The 23,925-nt window shown below is 70.4% G+C and carries 15 protein-coding genes; 5 read left to right on the top strand and 10 right to left on the bottom strand.

The window, feature by feature from the left end:
- Nucleotides 1-23: 23 nt before the first annotated feature.
- From IEY73_RS12935 to IEY73_RS12925, 3 genes are all read right to left on the bottom strand, one after another.
- The gene (locus IEY73_RS12935; RefSeq protein ID WP_189079430.1) at nucleotides 24-7,931 is read right to left on the bottom strand and encodes a non-ribosomal peptide synthetase; all 7,908 of its coding nucleotides are present in this window, start codon (nucleotides 7,929-7,931) and stop codon (nucleotides 24-26) included.
- A 65-nt stretch (nucleotides 7,932-7,996) separates the two neighbouring features.
- Nucleotides 7,997-8,875 (bottom strand): phosphotransferase, encoded by an 879-nt coding sequence (locus IEY73_RS12930; RefSeq protein WP_189079429.1) that lies wholly within the window; start codon nucleotides 8,873-8,875, stop codon nucleotides 7,997-7,999.
- 62 nt (nucleotides 8,876-8,937) lie between these two features.
- On the bottom strand, nucleotides 8,938-10,386 hold the full coding sequence (locus IEY73_RS12925) for a sulfatase-like hydrolase/transferase (RefSeq protein WP_189079428.1): 1,449 nt from the start codon (nucleotides 10,384-10,386) through the stop codon (nucleotides 8,938-8,940).
- A gap of 150 nt (nucleotides 10,387-10,536) precedes the next feature.
- Here IEY73_RS12925 and IEY73_RS12920 point away from each other — a divergent pair, with 150 nt between their 5' ends.
- A complete protein-coding gene (locus IEY73_RS12920; protein WP_189079427.1) occupies nucleotides 10,537-11,754 on the top strand; it encodes a cytochrome P450 in 1,218 nt (405 codons plus the stop codon).
- Here IEY73_RS12920 and IEY73_RS12915 read toward each other — a convergent pair.
- The 5 genes from IEY73_RS12915 to IEY73_RS12895 all read right to left on the bottom strand — a co-directional run bounded on the left by IEY73_RS12915 (nucleotide 11,726) and on the right by IEY73_RS12895 (nucleotide 16,916).
- Complete coding sequence (locus IEY73_RS12915) at nucleotides 11,726-13,072, bottom strand: aspartate aminotransferase family protein (protein WP_189079426.1); 1,347 nt, start codon at nucleotides 13,070-13,072, stop codon at nucleotides 11,726-11,728. The two genes, IEY73_RS12920 and IEY73_RS12915, sit on opposite strands and share 29 nt — an antisense overlap.
- 32 nt (nucleotides 13,073-13,104) lie before the next feature.
- Nucleotides 13,105-14,793 (bottom strand): GMC family oxidoreductase, encoded by a 1,689-nt coding sequence (locus IEY73_RS12910; RefSeq protein ID WP_189079425.1) that lies wholly within the window; start codon nucleotides 14,791-14,793, stop codon nucleotides 13,105-13,107.
- Nucleotides 14,793-15,212, bottom strand: coding sequence for a gluconate 2-dehydrogenase subunit 3 family protein (locus IEY73_RS12905; protein ID WP_194505935.1), 420 nt, complete (start codon nucleotides 15,210-15,212; stop codon nucleotides 14,793-14,795). Before IEY73_RS12905 ends, IEY73_RS12910 begins: the two co-directional genes overlap by 1 nt.
- Nucleotides 15,209-15,880 carry a hypothetical protein gene (locus IEY73_RS12900; protein WP_189079423.1) on the bottom strand — a complete coding sequence of 224 codons (672 nt, stop codon included), beginning with the start codon at nucleotides 15,878-15,880 and terminating at the stop codon, nucleotides 15,209-15,211. The genes IEY73_RS12905 and IEY73_RS12900 overlap by 4 nt, the downstream gene beginning before the upstream one ends.
- Before the next feature lie 124 nt (nucleotides 15,881-16,004).
- The gene (locus tag IEY73_RS12895) at nucleotides 16,005-16,916 is read right to left on the bottom strand and encodes a toll/interleukin-1 receptor domain-containing protein (RefSeq protein ID WP_189079422.1); all 912 of its coding nucleotides are present in this window, start codon (nucleotides 16,914-16,916) and stop codon (nucleotides 16,005-16,007) included.
- A gap of 618 nt (nucleotides 16,917-17,534) precedes the next feature.
- On the opposite strand from IEY73_RS12895, the gene IEY73_RS12890 reads away from it, so the two are divergent.
- Complete coding sequence (locus IEY73_RS12890; protein WP_306661482.1) at nucleotides 17,535-18,482, top strand: AraC family transcriptional regulator; 948 nt, start codon at nucleotides 17,535-17,537, stop codon at nucleotides 18,480-18,482.
- Between the two features lie 7 nt (nucleotides 18,483-18,489).
- Here IEY73_RS12890 and IEY73_RS12885 read toward each other — a convergent pair whose 3' ends face one another.
- The gene (locus tag IEY73_RS12885; RefSeq protein ID WP_189079420.1) at nucleotides 18,490-18,939 is read right to left on the bottom strand and encodes a phosphatase domain-containing protein; all 450 of its coding nucleotides are present in this window, start codon (nucleotides 18,937-18,939) and stop codon (nucleotides 18,490-18,492) included.
- Between the two features lie 188 nt (nucleotides 18,940-19,127).
- On the opposite strand from IEY73_RS12885, the gene IEY73_RS12880 reads away from it, so the two are divergent.
- Both IEY73_RS12880 and IEY73_RS12875 read left to right on the top strand, forming a co-directional pair.
- On the top strand, nucleotides 19,128-19,868 hold the full coding sequence (locus IEY73_RS12880) for a sulfotransferase-like domain-containing protein (protein WP_189079419.1): 741 nt from the start codon (nucleotides 19,128-19,130) through the stop codon (nucleotides 19,866-19,868).
- On the top strand, nucleotides 19,865-21,472 hold the full coding sequence (locus IEY73_RS12875) for an acyl-CoA dehydrogenase family protein (protein WP_189079418.1): 1,608 nt from the start codon (nucleotides 19,865-19,867) through the stop codon (nucleotides 21,470-21,472). Before IEY73_RS12880 ends, IEY73_RS12875 begins: the two co-directional genes overlap by 4 nt.
- A gap of 11 nt (nucleotides 21,473-21,483) precedes the next feature.
- Here IEY73_RS12875 and IEY73_RS12870 read toward each other — a convergent pair whose 3' ends face one another.
- The gene (locus IEY73_RS12870; RefSeq protein ID WP_189079417.1) at nucleotides 21,484-22,158 is read right to left on the bottom strand and encodes a polysaccharide deacetylase family protein; all 675 of its coding nucleotides are present in this window, start codon (nucleotides 22,156-22,158) and stop codon (nucleotides 21,484-21,486) included.
- A 175-nt stretch (nucleotides 22,159-22,333) separates the two neighbouring features.
- Here IEY73_RS12870 and IEY73_RS12865 point away from each other — a divergent pair, with 175 nt between their 5' ends.
- Nucleotides 22,334-23,383 (top strand): LD-carboxypeptidase, encoded by a 1,050-nt coding sequence (locus IEY73_RS12865; protein ID WP_189079416.1) that lies wholly within the window; start codon nucleotides 22,334-22,336, stop codon nucleotides 23,381-23,383.
- Nucleotides 23,384-23,925 lie beyond the last annotated feature (542 nt).

Raw genomic sequence — 23,925 nt, 5'->3', positions numbered from 1 at the left:
TGCCGGGCGCCGGGATGCCCCGGTCAGGACGGTCGAGCCATCCGACGCAGCCGGGGCCGGGCGCGCTGCGCGGACTCCAGCGTGGCGGCGAGCCTCTCCGGGGTTCCACTCTCGAACACCGCCCGGATCGACAGCTCCGCGCCGAGCTCGCTGCGGATGCGGCGGACGAGTCGCTCTGCCAGCAGGGAGGAGCCCCCCAGATCGAAGAAGCCGTCGTCCGCGGCCACCGTGGGCCGGCCCAGCAGGTCGGCGAAGACCGCACAGAGGAACCGCTCCCGGTCGGTGCCGGGAGACCGGCCGGACCGCGGTGCGGTCAGCAAGGCTGTCAGCGGCCGGTCCGGGTCGTGCTCCAGCGCGTCGGCCACCTGCCCGGTGGCGCTCCGAAGCGTCGCGCCCACCCACGCCGGGTCGATCGGCGCGACCGCCTGCACCGTGATCCCGAACTCGACGCCGACGTCGTCGACGCTGACGACCAGGGGATAATTGCTGCGTTCCCGCCCGAGCAGGAACTCCATGCCCGCGGAGCCGCCGTCAGCCGCCGAGTCGCCGCCTGCCGAGCCATCGCCGGCGTTGTGCCGGTAGTTGAACAGCGCGGTGAACAGCGGGGCGGGCGGCGCCACCCCGCTCACCCGCTGCGCCAGCGCGAGCGAGGCATGCTCGTGGATCATGAGCTCGATCAGATGCTCCCGCATCCGGTGCGTCGCCTCGCCGACGCCGAGCCCGCCCAGCCGCAGCCGCACCGGCAGGGTGTTGATGAACAAGCCGGGCGCCCGGTCGGCCCCCCGGCCCGAACCGGCCCGGCCGAGCAGCACGGTGCCGAACACCACGTCGTCACGGCCGGAGACCGCCGCCAGCACCTGCGAGAAGACCACGTGGAACAGCGTGGCCGGGCTCACCTGCCACCGGCGCGCCTGCTCACGGACCCGCCCCGCCAGGTCTGCCGGCAGCGGCAGCCGGACCTCGGCGACGTCGCGCCCGTCCCCGTGCACGTCGAGGACCCCGTGCGCCGCAGTCGGCTCCGTCACATCCGCCAGCAGCCCGCGGAAGTACGCCTCGTGCTGCGCCCTCGGCACGCCGAACAGCGAGTGCGCCACGAAGTCGCGGTACGGCAGCGGCGGCGGCAGTTCGTCAGCGCGTCCCTCGCTCACCAGCCGGATCTCGTTCAGCAGCACATCGATCGTGGTGTGGTCGGCGATGATGTGGTGCATCCGGAAGCCGAGCAGCCAGCGCTCGTCCATCGGTGCCACGTGCACGTCCAGCAACGGCGCCCGGCGCAGATCCATCTCGCCGGGCACGCGCGACCAGAACTCCGCCACCGAAGCCGGCGCCGGCACCTCGATGGCACGCAGCGTCGCGTGCCGGCACACCACCTGCACGGGATGGTCGATGCCCTCCCACACGATCGCCGACCGCAGCACGTCGTGCCGGTCGACCACCGCTTGCCACGCCGCCAGGAACCGGTCCAGCAACGGGCGGGTCGCGAAACGCAGGACCGACCGCTGCAGGTACGGGTCGTGGCTGCCCATCCGGTAGTGGAAGAACAATCCCTCCTGCAACGGCGCGAGCGGATAGACGTCCGCGACGTTGGCGGCGCCCCCGGGCACGGCAGCCGCCACCGTGGCGAGGTCTTCGTCGGTCAGCCCGGACAGCGGCACCATGTCCGCGGTGATCGCGTCGGGGTCCGCGGGGATCCGGCAGGGCGGCACCGCCACCGTCGTCTGCTCCGCAACCGCTGCCAGCCGCCGCGGCGTCGGGTCGGTGAACAGGCTCCGCAGGTCGATCGGCACCCCGCGCGCCCGTAACCGTTCCACCAGCCGCACGGCCAGCAGCGAATGACCACCCAGATCGAAGAAGTTGTCCCGCACACCCACCCGCGACAACCCCAGCACCCGCGCGAAAACCTGACACAGAACCTCCTCCCGCACCGTCGACGGACCCTCACCCACCACCGACCCGAACCGCGGCACCGGCAACGCCCGACGATCAACCTTCCCGTTCACCGTCAACGGCAACGCCTCCAACACCACCACCACCGCCGGCACCATATAATCCGGCACACTCCGCGCCACAAACTCCCGCAACCGCGCACCCTCCACACCCCGCGCAGCCACATAAGCCACCAACTGCCCACCCGACGGCCCCGCCCGAACCACCACCACCGCCTGACCCACCGCCGCGTGCCGCAACAACACCGCCTCAACCTCACCCGGCTCGACACGAAACCCGCGAATCTTCACCTGCTCGTCGGTCCGGCCCAGGAACACGAGCCGGCCGTCGTCGTCCCAGCGGACCACATCCCCGGTCCGGTACATCCGCTCGCCCGGCGTCACCGCGAACGGGCATGCCACGAACCGCTCACCCGTCAGTCCCGGCTGCCCCCGGTATCCTCGCGCCAGGCCGGCGCCCGCCACGTACAACTCACCCGCCACTCCCACCGCCACCGGCTGCAACCACTCGTCCAGGACGAAGACCCGTGTGTTCGCCATCGGGCGCCCGATCGCGACGGTGGCGTCGGCGGGTGCCGGGTCGCCCTCGGGACAGGCGGAGTACGGCTGGAACGTGACAGCGATCGACGCTTCCGTCGGCCCGTACAGGTTGTGCGGCGCGGTGCCCAGGCGCTGGTGCGTCCGGGCCGCCAACGCCGCCGGCAACGCCTCCCCGATGCAGAGCACCCGGCGCAGGCTCGCGCACCGCCCAGACGGCGCCTGCCGCACGAACGCCGCCAGCATCGAGGGCACGAACTGCACCGTCGTCACGCGTTCCCGGTCGATGACGTCCGCCAGGTAGGCCGGGTCGCGATGCCCGTCCGGCTTGGCCACCACCACGACGGCACCTTCCAGCAGCGGCCACACCAGTTCCCACACCGACACGTCGAACCCGAACGGTGTCTTGTGCAGCACCCGGTCGTCCGCGCCCAACCTGTATTGCTCCCGCATCCACCGCACCTGGTTCACCACACCGGCGTGCGTGACGGCGACGCCCTTGGGAGCTCCGGTGGACCCCGACGTGTGCATCACATAGGCGGGATGATCGGGGCGCAGGCAGGCGAGCCGGTCGGCATCGGTGATCGCGGCGGCGTCCCATGAGGACACCGCCTCCCGGGTGGACGGATCGTCCACCACCACCCGGCCGGCACCGCCCCCGGCCACCTCCACACCGGCCGCGGTGACCACGACCACGGGCGCGGACGCCCGCAGAACGTGCTGGATGCGCGCGGCGGGCAGGCCAGGCTCCACCGGCACATAGGCGCCACCGGCCTTCAGCACCGCCCAGACCACCGCGATCAGCTCCGGTGACCGCTCCATCGCGACCGCCACCAGCGATTCCACGCACACCCCCAGCCCGATCAGGTGGCGAGCCAGCCGGTTGGCACGGCCGTCCAACTGGGCGTAGGACCAGGTGACGCCCTCGCCTGTCACCGCCACCGCGTCGGGCGTACGCGCCACCTGGCTCGCGAACAGGTCCGGCAGCGTGACCGCGGGCACCGGCCGGGCCGTGTCGTTCCAGCCCCGTAGGATTCGCGCGCGCTCGGCCGGAGCCAGCAGATCGATCTGCCGGACCGGCGCCTGCGGGTGGGCAGCAACCGCCTCCAGCAACCGGATCAGGCGCTGCGCGAGGTGCTGCACCGTGTTCTGATCGAAAAGGTCCGCAGCGAAGACGATCCCGCCCTCCAGGCCGGCCGGGCCGCCTGTCGTGTCGAACCGCTCGCCGACGTGGACGTCCAGGTCGAACTTGGCCGCCGGCGCACCGGCGTCGACCGGCTTCACGCGCAGGCCGGACAGGCTCAGCTCCGGCGCGGGCGCGTTCTGCACCGTCAGCATCACCTGGAACAACGGTTGACGGGACAGGGAACGGACCGGGGCCAGTTCCTCCACCAGCCGTTCGAAAGGCACGTCCTGGTGATCCAACGCGCCCAGCACCGCCCGCCGTACCCGCGCCAGAACCTCCCCGAAGCCGGGATCACCGGACAGATCGGTGCGCAGGACCAAGGTGTTGACGAAGAGGCCGACCATGCCTTCCACGGCCTCGTCCGACCGCCCCGCCACCGGGAAGCCGATCGGGATGTCCCGGCCCGCCCCCAGACGCGACAGCACCACCGCCAGCGCTGCCTGCCACACCATGAACATCGTCACGCTCTGCTGCGCCGCCAGTGCGGTCAGCCGGGCGTGCAGATCCGCCGGCACCCGCAGGGGAACGAACCCGCCGTCGTGCGAAGCCACCGCGGGCCGCGGCCGGTCGTACGGCAGGGTCAGTTGCTCCGGCGCTCCCGCCAGGGTTGTCCGCCAGAACTCCACCTGACGGGCCACCAGACTCCCCGGATCCCCGACATCGCCCAGCAACGCGCGCTGCCACACCGCGAAGTCCGCGTACTGCACCGGCAACGGCGCCCACCCGGGTGCGGTCCCGGCGCGCCGAGCCTGGTACGCCGCCGCAAGGTCCCGCCACAGCAGCCCCATCGACCATCCGTCGGCCGCGATGTGGTGCACCACGATCACCAGCACCGCCCGCACCGACGTCACGGTCAGCAGACGTGCCCGTAGCGGGGGCTGTTCCGCCAGATCGAAACCCTCGGATACCAGATCGGCGATGCGCCGGTCCACCGCCGAATCCGCCACCGGCTCCACGACCAGTTCCGGTCCGGCCGGCGGCATCACCGGCTGCGGTTCACCGTCCACACTCACGAACCGGGTGCGCAGCACCTCGTGCCGGGCCACCACGTCGGCCAGCGCCTGGCGCAGCGCGTCATGCTCGGCCGGGCCGTGCAGCCAGGACACGTACGGGATGTTGTTGACCGCACCGGGCAGGTCCCATTGTTCGGTGAACCACATCCGTCGCTGCGCGAACGACAACAGCAGCGGCCCGCCGCGCGGCGCCGGCTCGATCCGGGGCCGCGCCGGGGCCCGATCGGCAAGCCCGGCCAGTCCGGACACCGTCGGTGTGTCGAAGACCGCCCGCACCGGCATCTCCAGGCCCAGCACCGTGCGGATCCGGCTCACCAGCCGCACGGCCAGCAGCGAATGACCACCCAGATCGAAGAAGTTGTCCCGCACACCCACCCGCGACAACCCCAGCACCCGCGCGAAAACCTGACACAGAACCTCCTCCCGCACCGTCGACGGACCCTCACCCACCACCGACCCGAACCGCGGCACCGGCAACGCCCGACGATCAACCTTCCCGTTCACCGTCAACGGCAACGCCTCCAACACCACCACCACCGCCGGCACCATATAATCCGGCACACTCCGCGCCACAAACTCCCGCAACCGCGCACCCTCCACACCCCGCGCAGCCACATAAGCCACCAACTGCCCACCCGACGGCCCCGCCCGAACCACCACCACCGCCTGACCCACCGCCGCGTGCCGCAACAACACCGCCTCAACCTCACCCGGCTCGACACGAAACCCGCGAATCTTCACCTGCTCGTCCCCGCGCCCGGCATATTCCAAAATCCCCTGGCGGTTCCAGCGGGCGCGATCCCCCGACCGGTACATGCGCGCTCCATCGGCGAACGGACAGGCCACGAACCGTTGCGCCGTCAGCCCCGGACGTCGCCGATAGCCGTCGGCGACCTGCCCGCCGAGCACGTAAAGGTCTCCCACCACACCGGCCGGAACCGGCTGCAGCGCGGTGTCGAGAATCAGTACCGTCAGTCCGGGCAGCGGCTGCCCGATCGGCGCGTGCCCGGCCCGGCTCATGTCGACGGAGTGCCAGCTCACATGCACGGTGGTCTCGGTGATGCCGTACATGTTCACCACCATCGGCGCGTTGCGGGCCCAGCCCGGGTCGAGCCGTGCGGTGTCGAAGGCCTCACCACCCACGACCACCGTGCGCACCCGCGGCAGTCCGTGCCGCGCCCAGTGCGGGCTGAGGGTGGACAACGCCGACGGAGTCTGGCTGACCACCGTGACCTGCCGGACGGCCAGCACCCGCACCACCTGTTCCGGCGAACCCACGTCCTCTTCCGCGATCACCACGAGACGTCCACCGGACAGCAGGGCGCCCCAGATCTCCCACACCGAGAAGTCGAAGGCAGCCGAATGGAACCACGAGAACACCTGAGGCCCGTCGAAGGCGAACCGGGCGAACGCGGAAGCGAGCAGGTCCAGCACCTGACCGTGGGAGACGACGACGCCCTTCGGCCGCCCCGTCGAACCCGACGTGTAAATCACGTACGCCGTGTCGTGAACGCCCGCCGGTGTCCCCTCCACCGGCATCCCGTCCACCGGCGGACCGCTCGGCGGCAGCTCCACCGCATCGTCCACCACCAGCACCGGCTCCGCATCGGTGAGAATGGTCCGTACGCGCTCCTCGGGAGCTCGCGAATCCACCGGGAGATACGCCGCACCACATTTCCAGATGCCCAGCAGCGCCGCGACCAGCAGCGGTGAGTGCGGCAGCCGCACCGCGACCAGGTCACCGCGGCGCACCCCCCGAGCGGCGAGCCAGGCCGCCCACCGGTCCGACAGGGCGGCCAGCTCGCGATAGGTCAGGGCGTCCTCGCCGGCCACCACGGCGATCAGGTCCGGCCCGGCCCGCAGCCGATCGGTGAACACGTGCACCAGCGACCGGCCCCACCGCACCGGCGGGTGGGACGGGGCCACCAGCCGAGCGCGCTCGGCGGTCTCCACCAACGGAATCCGGTGCACCCGCACCGACCCTCGCGCCGCTACCACCGCCAGCACCCGGAGCAGACAGTCCACGAGTGTCCGCGCGGTGGCCGGGTCGAACAGCTCGCTGGCGTAGACCAAGGCGCCGCGCCGGCCGTGCAGCCCGAACTCCAGGTCGAACTTCGAGGCCCGCACCCGCGGTTCACGCCAGCGCGCCGTCAGCCCCGCCCACCTCCCCGGCCGCGGCGCCGTCTCGTCCACCGTCACACTCACCTGGAACAGCGGCTGGCGGCTGGTCGACCGTTGCGGAGCCAGCTCCTCCACCAACCGCTCGAACGGCACCTCCTGGTGTTCGAGGGCCGTGAGGTCGCTCTCCCGCACCCGGTGGAGCAACTCGGCGAAGGACGGATCGCCCGAGAGGTCCGTGCGCAACACCACCGTGTTGACGAAGAAGCCGATCAGGTCGTCGAGCGCCTCGTCCAGCCGCCCGGCAACCGGGGTGCCCATGACCACGTCGCGGCCGGCGCCCAGACGCGACAGCGTCACCGCCACCGCGGCCCGGACCACCATGAACAGCGTCACGCCCTGCTCACGAGCCAGCCGCACCAGACCGGTGTGCACCTGCTCGTCGAGCTCGAACCGCTGCGCCGCGGCCCGGTGGGACGCCGCCGCCGGGCGTGGCCGGTCCCGCGGCAGCACCAGCTCCTCCGGCGCTCCCGCCAGCCGTCCCCGCCAGAACTCCACCTGACGGGCCATCAGGCTGTCCGGATCAGCCGTCTCGCCCAGCAGTTCCCGTTGCCAGACGGCGAAGTCCGCGTACTGCACCGGCAACGGCGCCCACCCCGGCGCCGCACCGGCGCACCGCGCCTCGTAGGCCACCGCGAGGTCCCGCCACAGCGTGCCGATCGACCATCCGTCGGCCGCGATGTGATGCACCACCACCACCAGGACATGGGCGTCCGGCCCCGCGGTCATCAACGCCGCCCGCAGCGGCAGGTCCACCGCCAGGTCGAAACCGTCACCGCACAAGCTGTCGGCCACCGCTTCGGCGCCGCCGGGCGGAGCCGGCACCACCGCCATCAGATCGCCGGCCTCGGCCGTCGGCACGACCTGCTGGTGTGGTTCGCCCTCCACACTGGTCAGCCTCGTCCGCAGCACGGCGTGCCGCTCCACCACGTCTGCCATCGCGGTCCGCAACGCGGCCACCCGAATCGCGCCGGTGAGTTCCACCGTCTCCACGATCAGGTTGGCCGGGTTCGGGCCGCGGAGCTGCTCGACGAACCACATCCGCTGCTGCGCGAACGACGCTGGAACCACGACGAACTCCTCGTGCGATCGATGGGCGAGGGGGCGCCGCCCGGGGCCGCCTCCCTACGACGTCGTCACCGCGGATCCTCGCCGGCACCGCGGATCAGGTCCGGCGGAGGCAGGCCGAGCGTGCGCAGCGCCCACGGCAGGGCGACCGTGAGCTGCCGCCGCTGCAGCCGGCGGACGCGCGGCGCCTGCGGGAGCGGCGGCCGTCCGGCCTGGGCCGCAAAGAACCCGGCAATTACCGCGACGATGCGCGGGTCGCCGCGGTAGACGCGGTCCGGCGCCGGTCCGTTCTCCAGGCGCAGGCTTGGCAGCCAGAACGCGATGTCGACGTCGGGATTGCCGAGCGCGGCGAGGTTCCAGTCGACAAGCATCGCCCGGCCGTCCCGGAAACAGATGTTGTCGCTGCGGACGTCGAGGTGCACCGTGGACCCGCCGTTCAGGCAATCGAAACGCGCCGCCTCGATCAGCTCCGGCAGGGTCCGGTCGAGCCAGCCCGCGGTGCACAGCCCGAGCGCCAGGAAGCGGTCCGGATGCGCCGCGACCTCCGGCCATCCGCCGGTGGCGAGCCAGGAGGCGGCGACCGGGGGCAGGCCGGGCGGTGCCGGTGCGGCGCTCAGCTCGTGCAGCATGCCGAGGACGGCTTCCACATCTGCGGGGCACCACGGCGGTGGCCACCGGCAGCCGGACAGATCCTCCAGCAGCAGGATGGGCTCGGCGCCGTCGTCGGACCAGCCGAGCACGCGGGGGCGGCAGCCGGCGGGGATCTGTCTGTAGCGCAACCGCTCGGTCCGCAGCCACCACGCGGTCTGCTCGTCGACCGCCTGCTTGACGAACACGGACTTGCCGTCCGCCGCCCGCACGACCCATCTCCGGTTGTTGGTGTAGCCACGCTCTACCGGGGTGACCTCGACCGGTTCCACGCCGAAGGTCCGCACCGCCCGCTGCATACCTGCCGTTCCTCCGCGGAGGCTTGCCGGCTGCGGCCACGGACGTTCCCGCGGTCGGCTCATCACACGGGGTATCCGATATTGCGCAACCCCTGCCGGACTTCCTCCGGCGCGGTCGCGCCCGGCACGGCCGCGGTGAGGGCGTTGTAATCGGCCAGGAGGGCCTCAAGATCGTCACGGGCGGCGCCGTCGTCGGGCCGCGGAACGAGGTGGTCATCGAATCGTTCCACCGACGCCTCGTCGATCTCGACCATCGTCGACATGCCCTCGGTATATCGGTGGAACAGATGCACGAGTCTGCGGTCGCCCAGGTAGGCCGCCTCACCGAGCAGAACGTGGGGCAGATGGCCCGGATCCTGTCCCGCTCGCTGACGGCGCTGGAACTCGGTGAAGGTTCGCGGATCAGCCGTGTACGCCTGCACCAGGGCGGGCGCATCGATGTGCAGCGAGGAATCTCCGCGTGCCACCGGGGCGAGCGAGATGCCGTCCAGGCCGGCGCCGTGTGCGACGCTGAAGCCGGCGAGATCGAGGACGGTGGGCGCGATGTCCACGGTCCTGACCCGGTGCTTGTGCAAGCCGGGTGCGATGCCGTCGCCGAGAAAGAGGAGGGGTACGCGCAGCACGCCCTCGGCGAGCGAATTGAAGTTGCCCCACGAGTCGTCCTCGAACTGGTAGCCGTGATCTCCGAAGATCACCAGCAACACCGACTTGCCCTGTGTTCTCGAACGCTGCATCAGCGTGTCGACGAAGGGCCCGAACCGATGTTCGAGGAAGTACTCGATGCCGTCCAGATATAGCTGGAAGAGCTCCGCGTACCGCCGGGACTCGTAGAGATGTCCGACAGCCTGCTTGTAGCGATGGAACAGCTGGTAGTCCTCTCCATCCCGATGCGTCTCGGTGAGATCGTCGACGAATCGGGGCATGTCCGGAGGAAGACTCCCCTCCAGCTCGGCGACCTTGGCCCGGTAGTCATCCCCGCCGAACTTGAGCTTGTGAAAACCGTAGGGCAGGTGGAGACCGGCGAAATGCGCCATTGACACCGACCGCTCGGCGGCGGTCACCTCGGCGATGAATGCGTCGTCGTCCTCGACGAGATACGAATCGATGTCACGGGTGAAGCCGAGTTCGGTGCCGAGAATGACCGGAAAATCGACCTTCATAATGGTCCGGAATCCGAGCCGCCGGGCGTGGGTGAAGACCGTCGGAGCCCGCAGCCGCCCGCCGTAGAAGGCGTGCAGCCCGTGCCGCAGGGGATACAACCCGGACAGGATCGTGGCGTGCGAGGCGGACGTGTACGGCGCGCTGCTGATCGCATTCGGGAAGAAGGCCCCCGCCGCGGACAACCGGTCGAGCACGTCGGTCCGCGGGGGGCAGAGACCCGGATAGCGTTCGGGCCACAGCTTGCACGGGTTGGCGGCTATCCCGTCGCTGCGCAACGTGTCAAGGGAGATGAAGACGATGTGGTCGTACGGCAGCAACTGCGGCAACGGGACCTCCTCTGCACCGGCCACGATCCCGGCAGTATCGCGGCGCAACGGCATCCGCCGCGTCTGGGTCCGCCACCGTTACGCCGCGGCGCGGGCAGTCCCACCGGCTGAGCACGGTTGTAACGACGGCGGCCACGGTAGCGGGGTGGTCGGCGGGGCGCCGATTCTGGACTCATGGCCGCTGCTGGCGAGGCAATCGCCTACCCCTTCGAGGCGTACGACGGAATGCGGGTGACCGCTCAGCGCTCCGGCCTGGGCGAGGGGGAGCCGTTGGTCCGGGTGCGGCTGCCGTTCGGCGGCGACGGCTGGCTCGCGCGCCGCTACACCGACGTCCGGCAGGTCCTGACCGACCCGCGGTTCAGCCGCCAGGCGGCCTTCGGGCGTGACGTTCCGCGCGCCCATCCGTTGATCCGGGACGAGCCCGGCACGATGGACCTGGACCCCCCGGAGCACACCAGACTGCGCCGCCTCGTCTCGATGGCCTTCTCCACCGCGCGCGTGGAGCGGATCCGGCCTCAGGTACAGCGCATCATCGACGAATTCCTCGACGGCATCCTGGCCGCCGGGGCTCCGGCAGATCTCATGGAGACGGTCTGCTGGCCGTTCTCGGTCGCGGTGATCTGCGACGTTCTCGGCATTCCGCCGCATCGACGGTCGAGACTGCGCGGTCTCATCGACGTGTCCGTCGGCCGCGACGCTTTCCCGCCCGACGAGATCCGCCAGGCCCGGCTCGACCTGCGCGATGGCGTCGCCGCCCTGGTCACCGAGCGACAGGAGCGCCTCGACGACGACATCATCTCGGCGCTGATCCGCGCTCGCTTCGACGACGATCGCCTCACGGCCCAGGAACTCGTCGAACTCAGCCTCGGAATTCTCATGGCCGGTCTTGAGACGCCGGCCAATCAGCTCGGCAACTTCGTCTACACCCTGCTGACCCATCCCGATGAGCTGGCGAAGCTGCGCGACCGGCCCGAGCTCATCGGGTCGGCCGTCGAGGAACTCACCCGGCACGTCCCGATCGGCGCTTCGGCCAATCATCCACGCATCGCGCTTGAGGACATGGAGTTCGGCGGGGTGCTGATCCGGGCCGGGGACGCGGTCTTCGTCGATTTCATCGCTGCCAACCGCGATCCCCGGGTGTTCGCCGACCCGGATCTGTTCGACATCACCCGCGAGGTCAATCCCCATGTCGGGTACGGGCACGGCGTCCACCGATGCCTCGGCGCCAGGCTCGCCCAGATGGAGCTTCAGGTGGCGGTGTCCACCGTGGTGCGCCGCTTGCCCGGACTGCGCCTGGCCGTCGAACCGGACGATGTGCCGTGGAAGATGGGCCGGGTGTTCCGGGGACCGTCCCTCCTCACCGTCACGTGGGATTCCGCCGGGCACTGCTGACCGCCGTGGCGAACTTGTCCAGGGCCTCCTCGATGTCCGCTTCGCTGTGCGCCGCGGTCACATTGATCGGGTCCGGCGCGTTCGGCAGCGGGATGAAGCCGTAGACGTGCTGACTCGTCATCAGCTCGCGATAGACGCGGGTGTGGAAGTCCGCGTCCCAGCCAGAAGCCACATCGCGGAGATTCGCGGGCGGTTCGGGGCAGCCGAAGAAGATCGACGTGCGACCGCCGAAGCTCACCGCCGAAGCCGCGATGCCGGCGTCGGCCGCGACCGTGGCGAGCCCCTGCGCCATCTGCTGACCACGCTTCTCCAGCCCGTCGTAGAAGCCCGGCTGTGCGAGTTCCCGCATCGCAGCGAGCGCGCCGGCGACGACCAGCAGACGCGCCGAGTTGGTACCGCTCATCGGCACCGGACCGGGCGGACCGAGCAGCGCCATCAGGTCGGCTCGGCCCGCCAGTGCCGCAATCGGCAGCCCGCAGCCGAATGCCTTGCTGAAACAGGCCAGATCCGGGGTCACGCCGTATTTGGCCTGCGCGCCGCCGAGCCCGACCCGGAAGCCGGTCAGCACCTCGTCGAAGATGAGCACAGCGCCGTCCTGAGCGCAGATCTGCCGGACTCCGGCGAGATAACCCGGTGCCGGGGCGATACACCCCATGTTCATGGCGATCGGCTCCATGATGACGGCCGCGATGTCGCCGCGGTGGGCGCGGAACGCGGACTCCAGCGCCGAGAGATCGTTGTACGGCACTACCAGCGTCAGGTCGGCGACGACGTCGGGCACGCCCGCGGATCCGGCTGTCGGCTCCACGGTGCCGTCCAGACGCCGTTCTCCCAGGGGTGATGAGCTCAACCCGAGCGTCGTGGCGTCGTGCATGCCGTGGAAATGGCCCTCGAACTTCAGAATCTTGCGTCGCCCGGTGTGCGCCCGGGCGACGCGCGTCGCGTAGAGCGTGGCCTCCAGCCCGGATCCGGTGAACCGGACCTTTTCCGCACATGGAACATGCCGGGCCACGAACTCGGCGAGTTCGATGTGCGCGACGGTCTCGTGCTGGAACAGTGACCCCGTCTCGACCGCTTGTCGCAGGGCATCCGCGATGACCGGAGGGTTGTGACCGAGTAGCAGTGAGCCCCAGCCCATCACCAGGTCGAGATAGTCGTGTCCCCCGACGTCGCGCAGGCGTGATCCGGTACCGGAGGAGAAGTAGAGCGGCCCGAATTCCGGAAGGAAGTTGAAGCCTCGCGACACGCCGGAGACAAGGCAGGCCTCCGCGCGTCGGCGCACCTCGTCCGGGTAGGCCATCGGTCGAGGTGATGGCATGGTTTCTCCTTCCCGCGGTACGGTCTCGTGTCTCACTTTCCGCCGGCGACATGCTCGGCGGTACGCCAGGCCAGGGCCTGGATGGTAAGCGTCGGATTGATTCCGGTGGCGGTCGGAAAGGTGGCGCCACCCAGGACGTACAGGTCGACGACATCGTGTACGCGACCGAACTCGTCAACGACCGACGTGACCGGGTCGCGGCCCATGCGAGCGCCGCCGACATCGTGTGCCGACAGGACGTTGAAACCGAGATCCCCTCGCCAACTCGCTGCCGCGCCCATTTCGCGGGTCAGTTCGAGCATCCGTTCGGCCAGGAACGCACGCATCCGGCGCTCGTTGTCGCGCATCGAATACCGCACCGCCAACCGGGGCAGCCCCAGGGGTCCGTCCTCCTTGCTGGACCAGTCCACCTCGAGCGCGTTGCCCCGGTAGGGCAGGGCCTCGGGCATCGCCCGGAGGCCGCCGATCGCGGACCAGTGCCGCAGGAGGAACTTCTTGTACTCGCGTCCCCAGCGCGGAATCCACGGGGGAAGCGTCTTCGCCGCCCGGATCGGTGTCAGCTCGTTCTCCACCGCCACCGTGCCGCCGCGGACGAAACCAAGCCCCCGATGGTCGAAGTTGTCGCCGTTGAGGTCATCGACGCACATCGCCTGCCCGGCTGGCCCGTCGACCAGTTGCAGATCCTCGCCCGGGAAGAAGCCCGAAACCTCGATGGCCTGGCGGCAGATGAAATTCCGGCCTAGCTGTCCGTACCGGTTGCCCAACCCGTCGGGATGACGGCCGTCACGCGACAGGAAGAGAAGCCGGATGTTCTCGAAGGTGTACGCGCCGAGCATGACCGTGCGGGCTTCGATCATCGATTCGTGGCCCTCGGCATCGACGTATCGGACTCCGACGGCGCGGTCGCCGTCGACAAGCACCCGGGTCACCCGCTTGTTGCTGTGGATGACGAGGCGACCGGTGGCGAATGCCTTCGGGATCGCGGTGACCAGGGTGCTGCTCTTGGAGCCGTATCGACAGGCCTGCCCCAGACACCAGCCGCAGTAGCTACAGCCGGGACGACCGTCGAAGTCATCCGACAGAATGGCCACCGGCGGCGGATACGGGTGATAGCCGAGACTCTTGGCGGCGTCGGCGAACCTCTCCCCGAAGGCGAACGGGCGCATCGGCGGCAGCGGGTACTGTCCGGCTCGGACGCCCTCGAAGGGATTCCCGGCATCCGCCGGGCCCAGGCCCGCGACGTGGTGAGCCACACCCGAGACCCCGATCAGGTTCTCGGTCTTCGTGTAGTAGGGCTCCAATTCGTCGTAGCCGACCGGCCAGTCGGCAATCGTGCAATCCTCGGAGACCGCTCGCGCACCGTAGGCATCGATCGTGTTCGAGCGCGCCCGGAAATCGTCGGCCTGAAAGCGACGCGACCATCCCGCAAAATGCAGACTTGAGCCGCCAACCGCGTTGACCATCTGACCGATGGGTGAGGCCGTCGCCCGTTGTGTGCTGCCGTCGGGGTGGACCCAGTTCGGCGTTTCCCGACGGAACTTCTGTCCCCGGATGTTGTCGTAGAACGAGCCGTTGATCTCGTCCGCGCGGAAGTCCTCGTTTCGGAGCCACTCCCCCGCTTCCACTGCGTGCACCGTGAGCCCGGCCGACGTCAGCACGTGAGCGGCGATACCGCCGGCCGCTCCCAGCCCGACGAGCACCACATCCGCTTCCTCGCGCATCAACGGGCTCGCGGTGGATAGGCCATCCCGGCCAGCAGCCGCCAGCCGGCTTCGTTCCGGTTTCCACCGTGACCGGGGTCGGCGAACAGGCCCTCGACCGTCATGTCGATCAACAGCCGCAGGGTCGCCACCGTTTCCACGTCGGCTTGGGCATCGTCGGCGAGGATGGCCTCGATCAGCCGTTCCTGGTGCGGCGCGCCCACGTCACAGAAGGGCGCGCCCCAGTGCTCCCGCGCCGAGGCGTCCAGGTGGTCCTGCAGGGCGGCCACCGCGAGCCGGTCGGCGGATCGCGGGCCTGCTAGCCGCCGCCGGACGTACTCGGCGGCTCCGATATCGCATCCGCCCGGCCCCAATTCGTCTGGCGGGAAGACACGATCGGCGATGCTTTCCAGAAACGGCCGCAGGGACTTCTCCATCATGCGTCTCCCGACGGTGAACGCGTCGACGACATCACCGCGCCGGCACCCGCTGGGCAGGCAGCGCTCGCTGCCACGAAAGCTCGAAACTCGCGCGCCGTCTGGTGGGTGCGCTCGGGCATCCGGGTCCGCCAATCGCGGAAGTCGCCGTATCCCAACTGTTGGGCCAGCGGATATTTCAGGCGAAAGTCCTCCAGCATGGTCCATGCCGCGCCGGAGGTGGGCAGCACCAGCCGCGATTCCACGCACCGCCCGTTGCTGTAGGTACGCGCCAGCACGTATGGGCGTCCGTCCACGGCCGTCCCCAGGCAGGCCAGGTCATCCAGATCCACCACGTCGATACCGGCAGTGAGGCCGCGGATTGCGCCGACGGTGTCCACCGTCGCGGGCCAGGAACAGTAATGCGCGTGATGCCGGAACCCAGTACGGTCGAGAACCCGTCCGCCACCGGCGCGGCCCTGTTCGTAGAACATCGTGATCCGGCCGCCGAGCGAGCGGTGAAAGGCGTCCGCGATTTGCTCGAAGCGCACCAGGTCGGTGGCATGCTGCGGCGAGCACGGCGCGAAGCACCGATCTGCCTCAGCGGTGGTCGGGAAGTGGAAGGCCACCAGGCTCCGGGGTACGACCTGGCCCAACGGCGACATGACGTTGAGATCGCCGATGCTGTTCAAGCGTTGCCCGGCCGGGAAGTCGTTGCTGCAGAACGCGCATCGTCCGGTGCCGCTAGCGCGCCCGCTGTGCGATCCGCTGCGGTATTCCGCCAGTTCGTTCACTGCTCCCCGCCCTCGCCGTCGATCAGCGCCCGCGGCGGAGAACCGCCGCGACGTCGGAGCCGATCTTCTTCGAAATCACTTCGGCATGATGGGCCGCCTGCGGGGCCAGTTCCTGGTCCGGTTCCAGCCAGAGATGCCCCTGGTCGAACAGGCTGTCGAACGGACCGCGTGGCTTGGAGATGTCGAAGATGGGGAGAAGCCGATCTCGCGGGAGCTTCTCCCGGAAGAGCTCCACCTCGTACAAGTGCGAGCGACGCGTGCCATAGGTGATCGTCGGCATGACCACGACGAAACGGCTCTGCTGTAGGAAGGCTCTCTCCAGATAATCGTCGCACCGCGATCCCAGGAGACGGTCCTGCTCGTTGAAGTCGTAGAACACCGGGTGCCCGAGCCGGACGAGGCCGGCGAACAGAAGTTCGATGTAAGGGCGTTCCTCCTTCGCGAACGATACCGCCACGTCGTAGACGAAGTCCTGCGACAGGTTCAGGTGGGGAAATTGACGTTCGACCTCATCCCAGTCGGTGCGCGCCAGGGCGGTGTGCAGGGGCGCGCCGCGCACGTGCAACAAACCCAACCGCTGATCGAAACTGATGAAGTCCGGGTCCGCAGTCTCCGCGAGAAATGAGCTGAACATTCCGGTGTTCCAGGCCGTCCGGATCGCCGCCGCGTCACCCGGCCAGTCGTGGCAGGCGTCCTCGACGAACAGATAGGGGCTGCTTGACCGGGCCACGGACTGCAGCATCCGCAGAACCGGTGCGCGACCACCGACATTGACCTCAGGACCCCGTGCCACCTTGGTGATCATGGACTTGAGGGACGGCTCGGCATCCGTACAGTGAATCGCCGCGCCCGGCAGATCCACGCCGTCCGACCCCACCGCCGCGTTCCGCGAAGGCATGTTGTCCGTGGTCAGCTGAGGCACTTTGTCCATCATGCGAGCACCGTCCTCCGGGTGAGTTCCGTCAGCCACGAACGATCCGAACGCCAGGACCGCCGCTCGGATCGGCGCAGCCCCGTTGGATCGGCACAGCCCGTGTCGTGCACCTGCGTAAAGTCGTGGCCGATTGTTGCGGGAAGCCGAATGAGCACCGCAATGAACCTTCAACCTGGCATCAAGCCCGTCGGCGTTGCTCCGCTGCCCAGCGGCGGCACCCGCCGGACTCGCCACGTTGAAGTTCAATTGTTGATGCGTAGACGTTTGAGCCAATCTAAGAGCCGTCGGCATCGCTGAGCCCATGCCAGATCGTCTCGATGCGTTGGCCCAGCGTCCGGGCACGATGCATCGCGGGTCACTCAGATTTCCGTGAATCGGGTGCCTGACCTGGCCCTCCACGCAGGGACAGCGGTAGCGGACCAGGAAGCTGATCGCGGTGACGATCTCGCGGCGCGGGCGTCCCGCGGAACTCGGCGGATCATCAGCGATCGCCGACGTTACGGCTTGTGCGGTGTCCTGGGGCACCGCACGCGCATCAAAAGTCGCGTTGCCGGACGTAACGGCGGCGAGTACCGATACTCGCCGAAAAGTTCGCTTCCACGATGATGGCCTGCCCTCGTGGAGGAGAGGTCACCAGTGGACCCACTGAACAATATGCTCACGATTCTCGACGCCGAGATGGGAGCTCCTTCACGGATCGAGAAGACCGGGTCATGGGCAGTGCGTTTCGACGAATATCAGCAATTCCGGATCGGAGCCGTTCTACGCGGCGACATATGGCTTCGCGTCGACGGCGGCGCACCGCGCAGACTCTCCGAAGGAGACTGTTACCTGCTGGGCGACGGCAAACCGCACGTCATCGGTTCGGACCTGACGGCGCCCGCCTCGGACGGCGACGCGGAGACGGCGGAGACCGGCGGCTTGGAGACGGCGCGGTCCGCGGCTGCGGATCCGGCCGCGATCAGCAGTGTCGTGCTCACCGGCTCGTTGGGGCTCGATCAGGCCACGGAGCCGCTGCTGCGCTCGCGGATCCCCGGATACGTGGAGATGAAGTCCAGTTCGTACCGCTCGCAGGTGGCGCGGCCGATTCTCGAACTGCTCAGCCGGGAGAATGCCTGGGAGATCCCCGACGCGGATCTGATGCGTCTGCATCTGTCGCGGATCCTGCTGATCCAGCTCGTCCGGACCGCGCTGCGCACCGCCGACGGTTGCGCCGCCGCGCCGCCCGACCGGCTTCTCACCCGGATGGACGAGCGCATCCGATGCGCGCTCGACCTCATTCACCGGCAACCCTCGAAAAGGTGGACGGTCGCCAATCTCGCCGCGGCGGCGCACATGTCCCGGAGCGTCTTCGCGGCGCGGTTCCGGACCGCCGTCGGCATGCCGCCGCTGGAATATCTGGAGATGTGGCGGATTCGCAGCGCCGCCGCAGTGCTCCAGTCGACCGACCGGACGGTGAGTTCCGTTGCCGCTCAATTCGGGTACAGCGCGGACAGCACATTCAGCCGCGCCTTCAAAAGAGTGACCGGCCGCGCGCCGAAGCAATACCGGCAATTGGCGGCCTGAGCCTTCGTCAGAAGTCGCCGTCGGCGACCTGGAAGACGGTGAGCCCCAGGGCGCGCCACATCCGCACCACCTGGCTGCGGTCCTCGAAGACGGCAGCGATCCGCCAGTGATCACGGACGTGGCGGTCAAAGATCTCGCGTTTGATCTCGGTGTCCCGGCGCTGATCACCGCGGGGACGCAGGAACAGGGCGTGATGGTCGACACCGGCGAACTCCGCCAGCCATTCCTCGGTCTGGTCCCGGCAGCTCTCGTCCCGTCCGGAGCAGAAAATGATCGCATTGCCGGCCGCGTGCATCGCGCGGACGGCCGCGATCACCGCGGTGTTGGGCCGGTCCTCGCCGACGCGCGACCAGTCGTGTGGCCGACGCCCGGACATCAGCGCCATGGTGCCGTCGATGTCCACCAGGATCGCCCACGGCTTCGCGCCGCGCGACTCCGACTGCTCCCGGTCACTCATGCATGCCCTCTGCGGTGCCTCTCCGTCGGCTCCGGCTCACCATAGGGCCGGCGCCGACGGCAGCGCCATGACGTTGCGTTCCGACCGCCGCGCCGACCGTCCCTCTCGGCGCGCCGCTCTCGTCGGAGACGACGCGAGATCAGCAACGACGGTGGAACCGGGACGCCGTCAGTCCGTACGGTGGGGGCATGGCGAACAACCGGATCATTGCCCTGTGGGCGGCGCCGCGATCGCGGTCCACCGCCTTTTTCCGCAGCATGGTGGAGCGCGACGACCTGTTGGCACTGCACGAGCCGTTCCGGAACATGCAGGATTACGGGCACACCGACGTGCACGGGCGCACCGTGCGCAGCACCCCCGATCTCATCGCCGCGATCCGGGACCTGGCCACCGACCACACCGTCTTCTTCAAGGACACCACCGACCGGCGGCACCCGCAGGTGCTCGACGACGACGACCTGCTCAAGGAGATGGCGCACACCTTCCTCATCCGCCGCCCGGACGAGATCGCGGCGTCGTTCTACGCCCGCGAGCCGGGAATGATCGCCGAGGACGTCGGCCTGGAGAACCTGCACGAGATGCACGCCACGGTGGCCGCCCTGGGCGCCGCACCGGTGGTGATCGACTCGCAGGACCTGGTGGCGAACCCGACGGCGATGGTGTCCGCGTACTGCGCCGCGGTGGGCCTGCCCTTCGACGAGCGCACCCTGACGTGGCAGCCGGGCGCCCGCCAGGAATGGGTGCAGACCACCGGGTGGCACGACGAGGTGGCGCGCACGTCCGGCTTCTCGCAGGAGAGTTCCGCGTACGAGCAGACGACGCTGAACAACGAGAAACTCGCCGCGTTCGCCGCCCACCATGAACCGTTCTACCGCGAGCTGCACGCCCTGCGCCTGGTACCGGCCAGAACGCGTACGTTGAACGGATGACCGGCACGCACGAGGTCCGCAACCAGCCGCCGCCGCTGGTGGGACATGATGTCGCGCAGGACGCCGCGCTGCTGGCGGCGGTGTCCCGGGAGGGCGCCGGCTGGGCGGTCGGCGACCTGCACCGGCTCGGCCTGCTGGGCGGCGGCGAGCAGGCGCAGCGGTGGGCGCAGGACGCCAACCGGGACGTGCCCCGGCTGCGCACCCACGACCGGTACGGCCACCGCGTGGACGAGGTCGAGTTCGGGCCGGCGTGGCATGCGCTGATGGACACGGCGGTGTCCGCGGGGCTGGCCGGTGCGCCGTGGCGCGAGCCACGGGCCGGGGCGCATGTGGCCCGCGCGGCCGGTCTGTTCGTGTGGAGCCAGGTCGAAGCCGGGCACACCTGCCCGGTCTCCATGACGTACGCGGTGGTGCCCGCGCTGCGGCATGCGCCCGACCTGGCCGCGCAGTTCGAGCCGAAGCTGGCCGCCCGCGCGTACGATCCGGGGCTGCGGCCCCCGCCGGCCAAGCGGGGGCTGCTCGCCGGGATGGGCATGACGGAGAAGCAGGGCGGCTCCGACGTACGCGCGAACACCACCACGGCGACGCCGTCGCGCGACGGCGACTACCGGCTGCGCGGCCACAAGTGGTTCACCAGCGCCCCGATGTGCGACCTGTTCCTGGTGCTGGCCCAGGCGCCGGGCGGGCTGTCCTGCTTCCTGGTGCCGCGGATACTCCCGGACGGCGCCCGCAACCCGTTCCGGATCCAGCGCCTGAAGGACAAGCTGGGCAACCGCAGCAACGCCAGCGGCGAGCCGGAGTTCGACGACACGTACGCCTGGCTGGTCGGCACCGAGGGCGAGGGCGTGCGCACCATCATCGAGATGGTGGCGATGACCCGGCTGGACTGTGTGATCGGCTCCGCGGCGGGCATGCGGGCCGCGCTGACGCAGGCGATCCACCACGCCCGGCACCGGCACGCGTTCGGCGGCCCGCTGGCGGGCAAGGCCGCCATGCGTCAGGTGCTGGCCGACCTGGCGCTGGAATCGGAGGCGGCGACCGCGCTGGCGGTGCGGCTGGCCGGTGCGGTGGACCGCGACGAGCGTGCGCTGGCGCGGCTGGCGATCGCGGTGGGCAAGTTCTGGGTGTGCAAGCGGCAGCCTGCGGTGGTGGGTGAGGCGCTGGAATGCCTGGGCGGCAACGGATACGTGGAGGAGTCCGGGATGCCCCGGCTGTACCGGGACGCGCCACTGAACTCGATCTGGGAGGGTTCGGGCAACGTGCAGGCCCTGGACGTGCTGCGCACGCTGCGCCGCGAACCGGACAGCCGGGACGCGTTCCTGGCCGAGGCGGGCGCGGCCGCCGGCGCGGACCGGCACCTGGACGACGCGATCACCGCGCTCAAGGGCGAGCTGACCGGCGAGATCGGCGAGGGCCAGGCCCGGCGTGCGGCGGAACGGATGGCGCTGGTGCTGCAGGCGTCGCTGCTGGTGCGGCACGCGCCGGCGCCGGTGTCGGACGCGTTCTGCGCCAGTCGTCTGGGCGGCGACTGGGGTCACGCGTTCGGCACGCTGGGCGCGCGGGCGGACACCGCGGCGATCGTGGACCGGGCCGCACCGGCCTGAGCCGGCGGGCGTCAGCGGTGGGCGGACGCCGCCAGTTCCGACACGGTCACGCTGGACAGGCCACGCCCGGCGAGCCGGGTCAGCAGGTCGTCGGTCGTCGCCACCACCCCGCGGCGGGCCGCGGTGCCCTCGTGCAGCACCACGATCGACCCCGGGCACACCCCGGGCGCCAGACGGTCCGCGATCCGCGCGTCGCCGGGCCCGCCGTCGTGCGCCGCCGCCCACGTGCCCAGCACCGCGCGCAGGTCCTGCCGGGCGGCCGTGCGCAGCATGCCGGGCGTGAACCATCCCCCGCCAGGCCGGAACCATCGCACCGGGCCGTACGCTCCGAGCAGCGCGCCGGTCCGCGCCAGCTCCCGGGCGAACCTCTCCGGCGGTGACTGGGCCGACCGCTCGTCGCGCAGCAGATGGTTGCCGAGTTCATGTCCCGCGCCGGCGATCGCGCGCGCCAGGTCGGGGTGCGCCGCGACGCGCTCGCCGATCAGGAAGAACGTGGCCCGTGCCCGGTGCCGCGCGAGCACACCGAGCAGGCCGGGCGTGGTGTGTGGGTCCGGTCCGTCGTCGAAGGTCAGGGCGAACCGGGGCGCGTCCGTGTCGACGTACCAGAGCACGTCCCCGGGAACGAGCCGCGCCGCGGCCCGCCGCATCGACTCGGCGAACGCGCCCCTGTTCCCTGCTGACGTCACCATGCCCGATGGTAGGCCGGGCACCCGCCCGCGCCGGAACACTCGGCCCGCGCTGGAACGCTTGGCCCGCGCTGGAACGCTTGGCCCGCGCCGGAACGCTTGGCCCGCGCCGGAACGCTCGCCCGCGCCGGTAATGCGGATGCGCTCGCCGGGCGCGCCCTGGTGTCATCAGCGCATGACACGCGAACTCGTCCCGCCCGCCAAGGCCCGCCCCGGCGACCGCGTCGCGGTGCTGTCCCCGTCGTTCGCGGCGGCCGGAGCGTACCCGCGGGTGCACGAGCAGGCGATGACACGGCTGACCGAAGTGACCGGCCTGGTGCCGGTCGAGTATCCGACCACCCGCAAGATCGGCGCCACCGCGCGAGAACGAGCGGCGGACATCAACGCCGCCCTGGCCGACCCCGGCATCCGCGCCCTGCTCGCGGTGATCGGCGGCGAGGACCAGATCACCGTCATCCCGCACCTGGACCAGGAGCTGGCCCGCGCCGACCCGAAACCGTTCCTGGGCACCAGCGACAACACGAACCTGCACCACTGGCTGTGGGACGCCGGGGTGGCAAGCTTCTACGGTGGTTCGTCGCAGGTGCACCTCGGCCCCGGACCGGGCGTGGACGACATCCATGCGCGGTCGCTGCGGGCGGCCCTGCTGACCGGCGAACGGCTTGAGGTCACCGAACCGGGCGAGTCGGAGGACATCGGGATCGACTGGGCAGACCCGCGGGCGCTCGAATCGTACGGGCGGCGCGCGCCGACCCGGCCGTGGAGCTGGTACGGGCCGAGCCGGTCGGTCACCGGCCGCACCTGGGGCGGCTGCGTGGAGGTGATTCAGTGGATCCTGACGGCGGGCCGGTTCCGGCACGAGCCGGACGCGCTGCGGGGCGGCGTCCTGCTGCTCGAGACGTCGGAGGAGTTGCTGCCCGCCCGCGCCGTCGGGTGGATCGTCCGCGCGCTGGGCGAACGCGGCATCCTGAGCGCGGTCGACGCGGTGCTGGTGGCCCGGCCACCGGTGTCCGACCACACCCGGCACCCGGACGCGGCGGAACGCGAGCGCCTACGCACCGAGCAGCGGGACACGGTGGCCGAGGTGATAAACCAGTACAATCCGGAGGCGGTGGTGTGCGTCGGCGTACCCTTCGGCCACACCCGTCCCCAGTGGATCCTGCCACACGGCGGCACGATCACCGTGGACGGCGCGAGGCAGCGCATCACCGCCGACTACCGGTAACCGCCCCGCCCCGCCCCACCCCGCCGCCGCCCCACCCGCCCGTCCCGCCCCGTCCGGCCGCCCCCGCCCCGCCCGGCCGCCCGGCCCCACCCACCCCGTCGATCTTGGACTTAGTGTGTGCGCATAACTGGGCGAAGCGTGGTATTCCGGCCACCGAAATACCAAGATCGACGGCTGACAGGTGGCGAACGGACACCGCGCCCAGCCAGCCGTAGCCCACGGACGTCACGCGGCACCGATGACAGCCGCACACCACGGCCGATCCACCCGCACCCGCGCCCCGGCGCCGGGCACCCCCCGCGCCGGGCACCCCCGCGCCGAACGCCCCCGCGCCGGGCGCCCCGCGCCGATCTTGAGATTTGCGTGCCGACAGAAGGTGTGGAAGGGACTATTCGGGCCACCAAAGTTCAAGATCGGCGGGGCGGACGAACCGGCGCGGCGCGACGCGGCGTGGCAGGCGGTGTGGCGGGCAACGGGGCGGACGAGCGGACACGACGCGACGGCGCGGCGCGGGGCGGGCGCGGCGCGGGGCGGGGCGGGCG

It is taken from the genome of Mangrovihabitans endophyticus, from assembly GCF_014646155.1.
GTDB classification, from domain to species: domain Bacteria; phylum Actinomycetota; class Actinomycetes; order Mycobacteriales; family Micromonosporaceae; genus Actinoplanes; species Actinoplanes endophyticus.
The sequence above is the reverse complement of the archived record's forward strand: the minus strand, read 5'-3'. Positions and strand labels throughout refer to the sequence as shown.

Coding starts and splice junctions, on each gene's coding strand:
- IEY73_RS12865 (WP_189079416.1), top strand. CDS start 22,334: ATGACACGCGAACTCGTCCCGCCCGCCAAGGCCCGCCCCGGCGACCGC.
- IEY73_RS12930 (WP_189079429.1), bottom strand. CDS start 8,875: ATGCAGCGGGCGGTGCGGACCTTCGGCGTGGAACCGGTCGAGGTCACC.
- IEY73_RS12915 (WP_189079426.1), bottom strand. CDS start 13,072: ATGCCATCACCTCGACCGATGGCCTACCCGGACGAGGTGCGCCGACGC.
- IEY73_RS12910 (WP_189079425.1), bottom strand. CDS start 14,793: ATGCGCGAGGAAGCGGATGTGGTGCTCGTCGGGCTGGGAGCGGCCGGC.
- IEY73_RS12920 (WP_189079427.1), top strand. CDS start 10,537: ATGGCCGCTGCTGGCGAGGCAATCGCCTACCCCTTCGAGGCGTACGAC.
- IEY73_RS12885 (WP_189079420.1), bottom strand. CDS start 18,939: ATGAGTGACCGGGAGCAGTCGGAGTCGCGCGGCGCGAAGCCGTGGGCG.
- IEY73_RS12875 (WP_189079418.1), top strand. CDS start 19,865: ATGACCGGCACGCACGAGGTCCGCAACCAGCCGCCGCCGCTGGTGGGA.
- IEY73_RS12905 (WP_194505935.1), bottom strand. CDS start 15,212: ATGATGGAGAAGTCCCTGCGGCCGTTTCTGGAAAGCATCGCCGATCGT.
- IEY73_RS12895 (WP_189079422.1), bottom strand. CDS start 16,916: ATGATGGACAAAGTGCCTCAGCTGACCACGGACAACATGCCTTCGCGG.
- IEY73_RS12880 (WP_189079419.1), top strand. CDS start 19,128: ATGGCGAACAACCGGATCATTGCCCTGTGGGCGGCGCCGCGATCGCGG.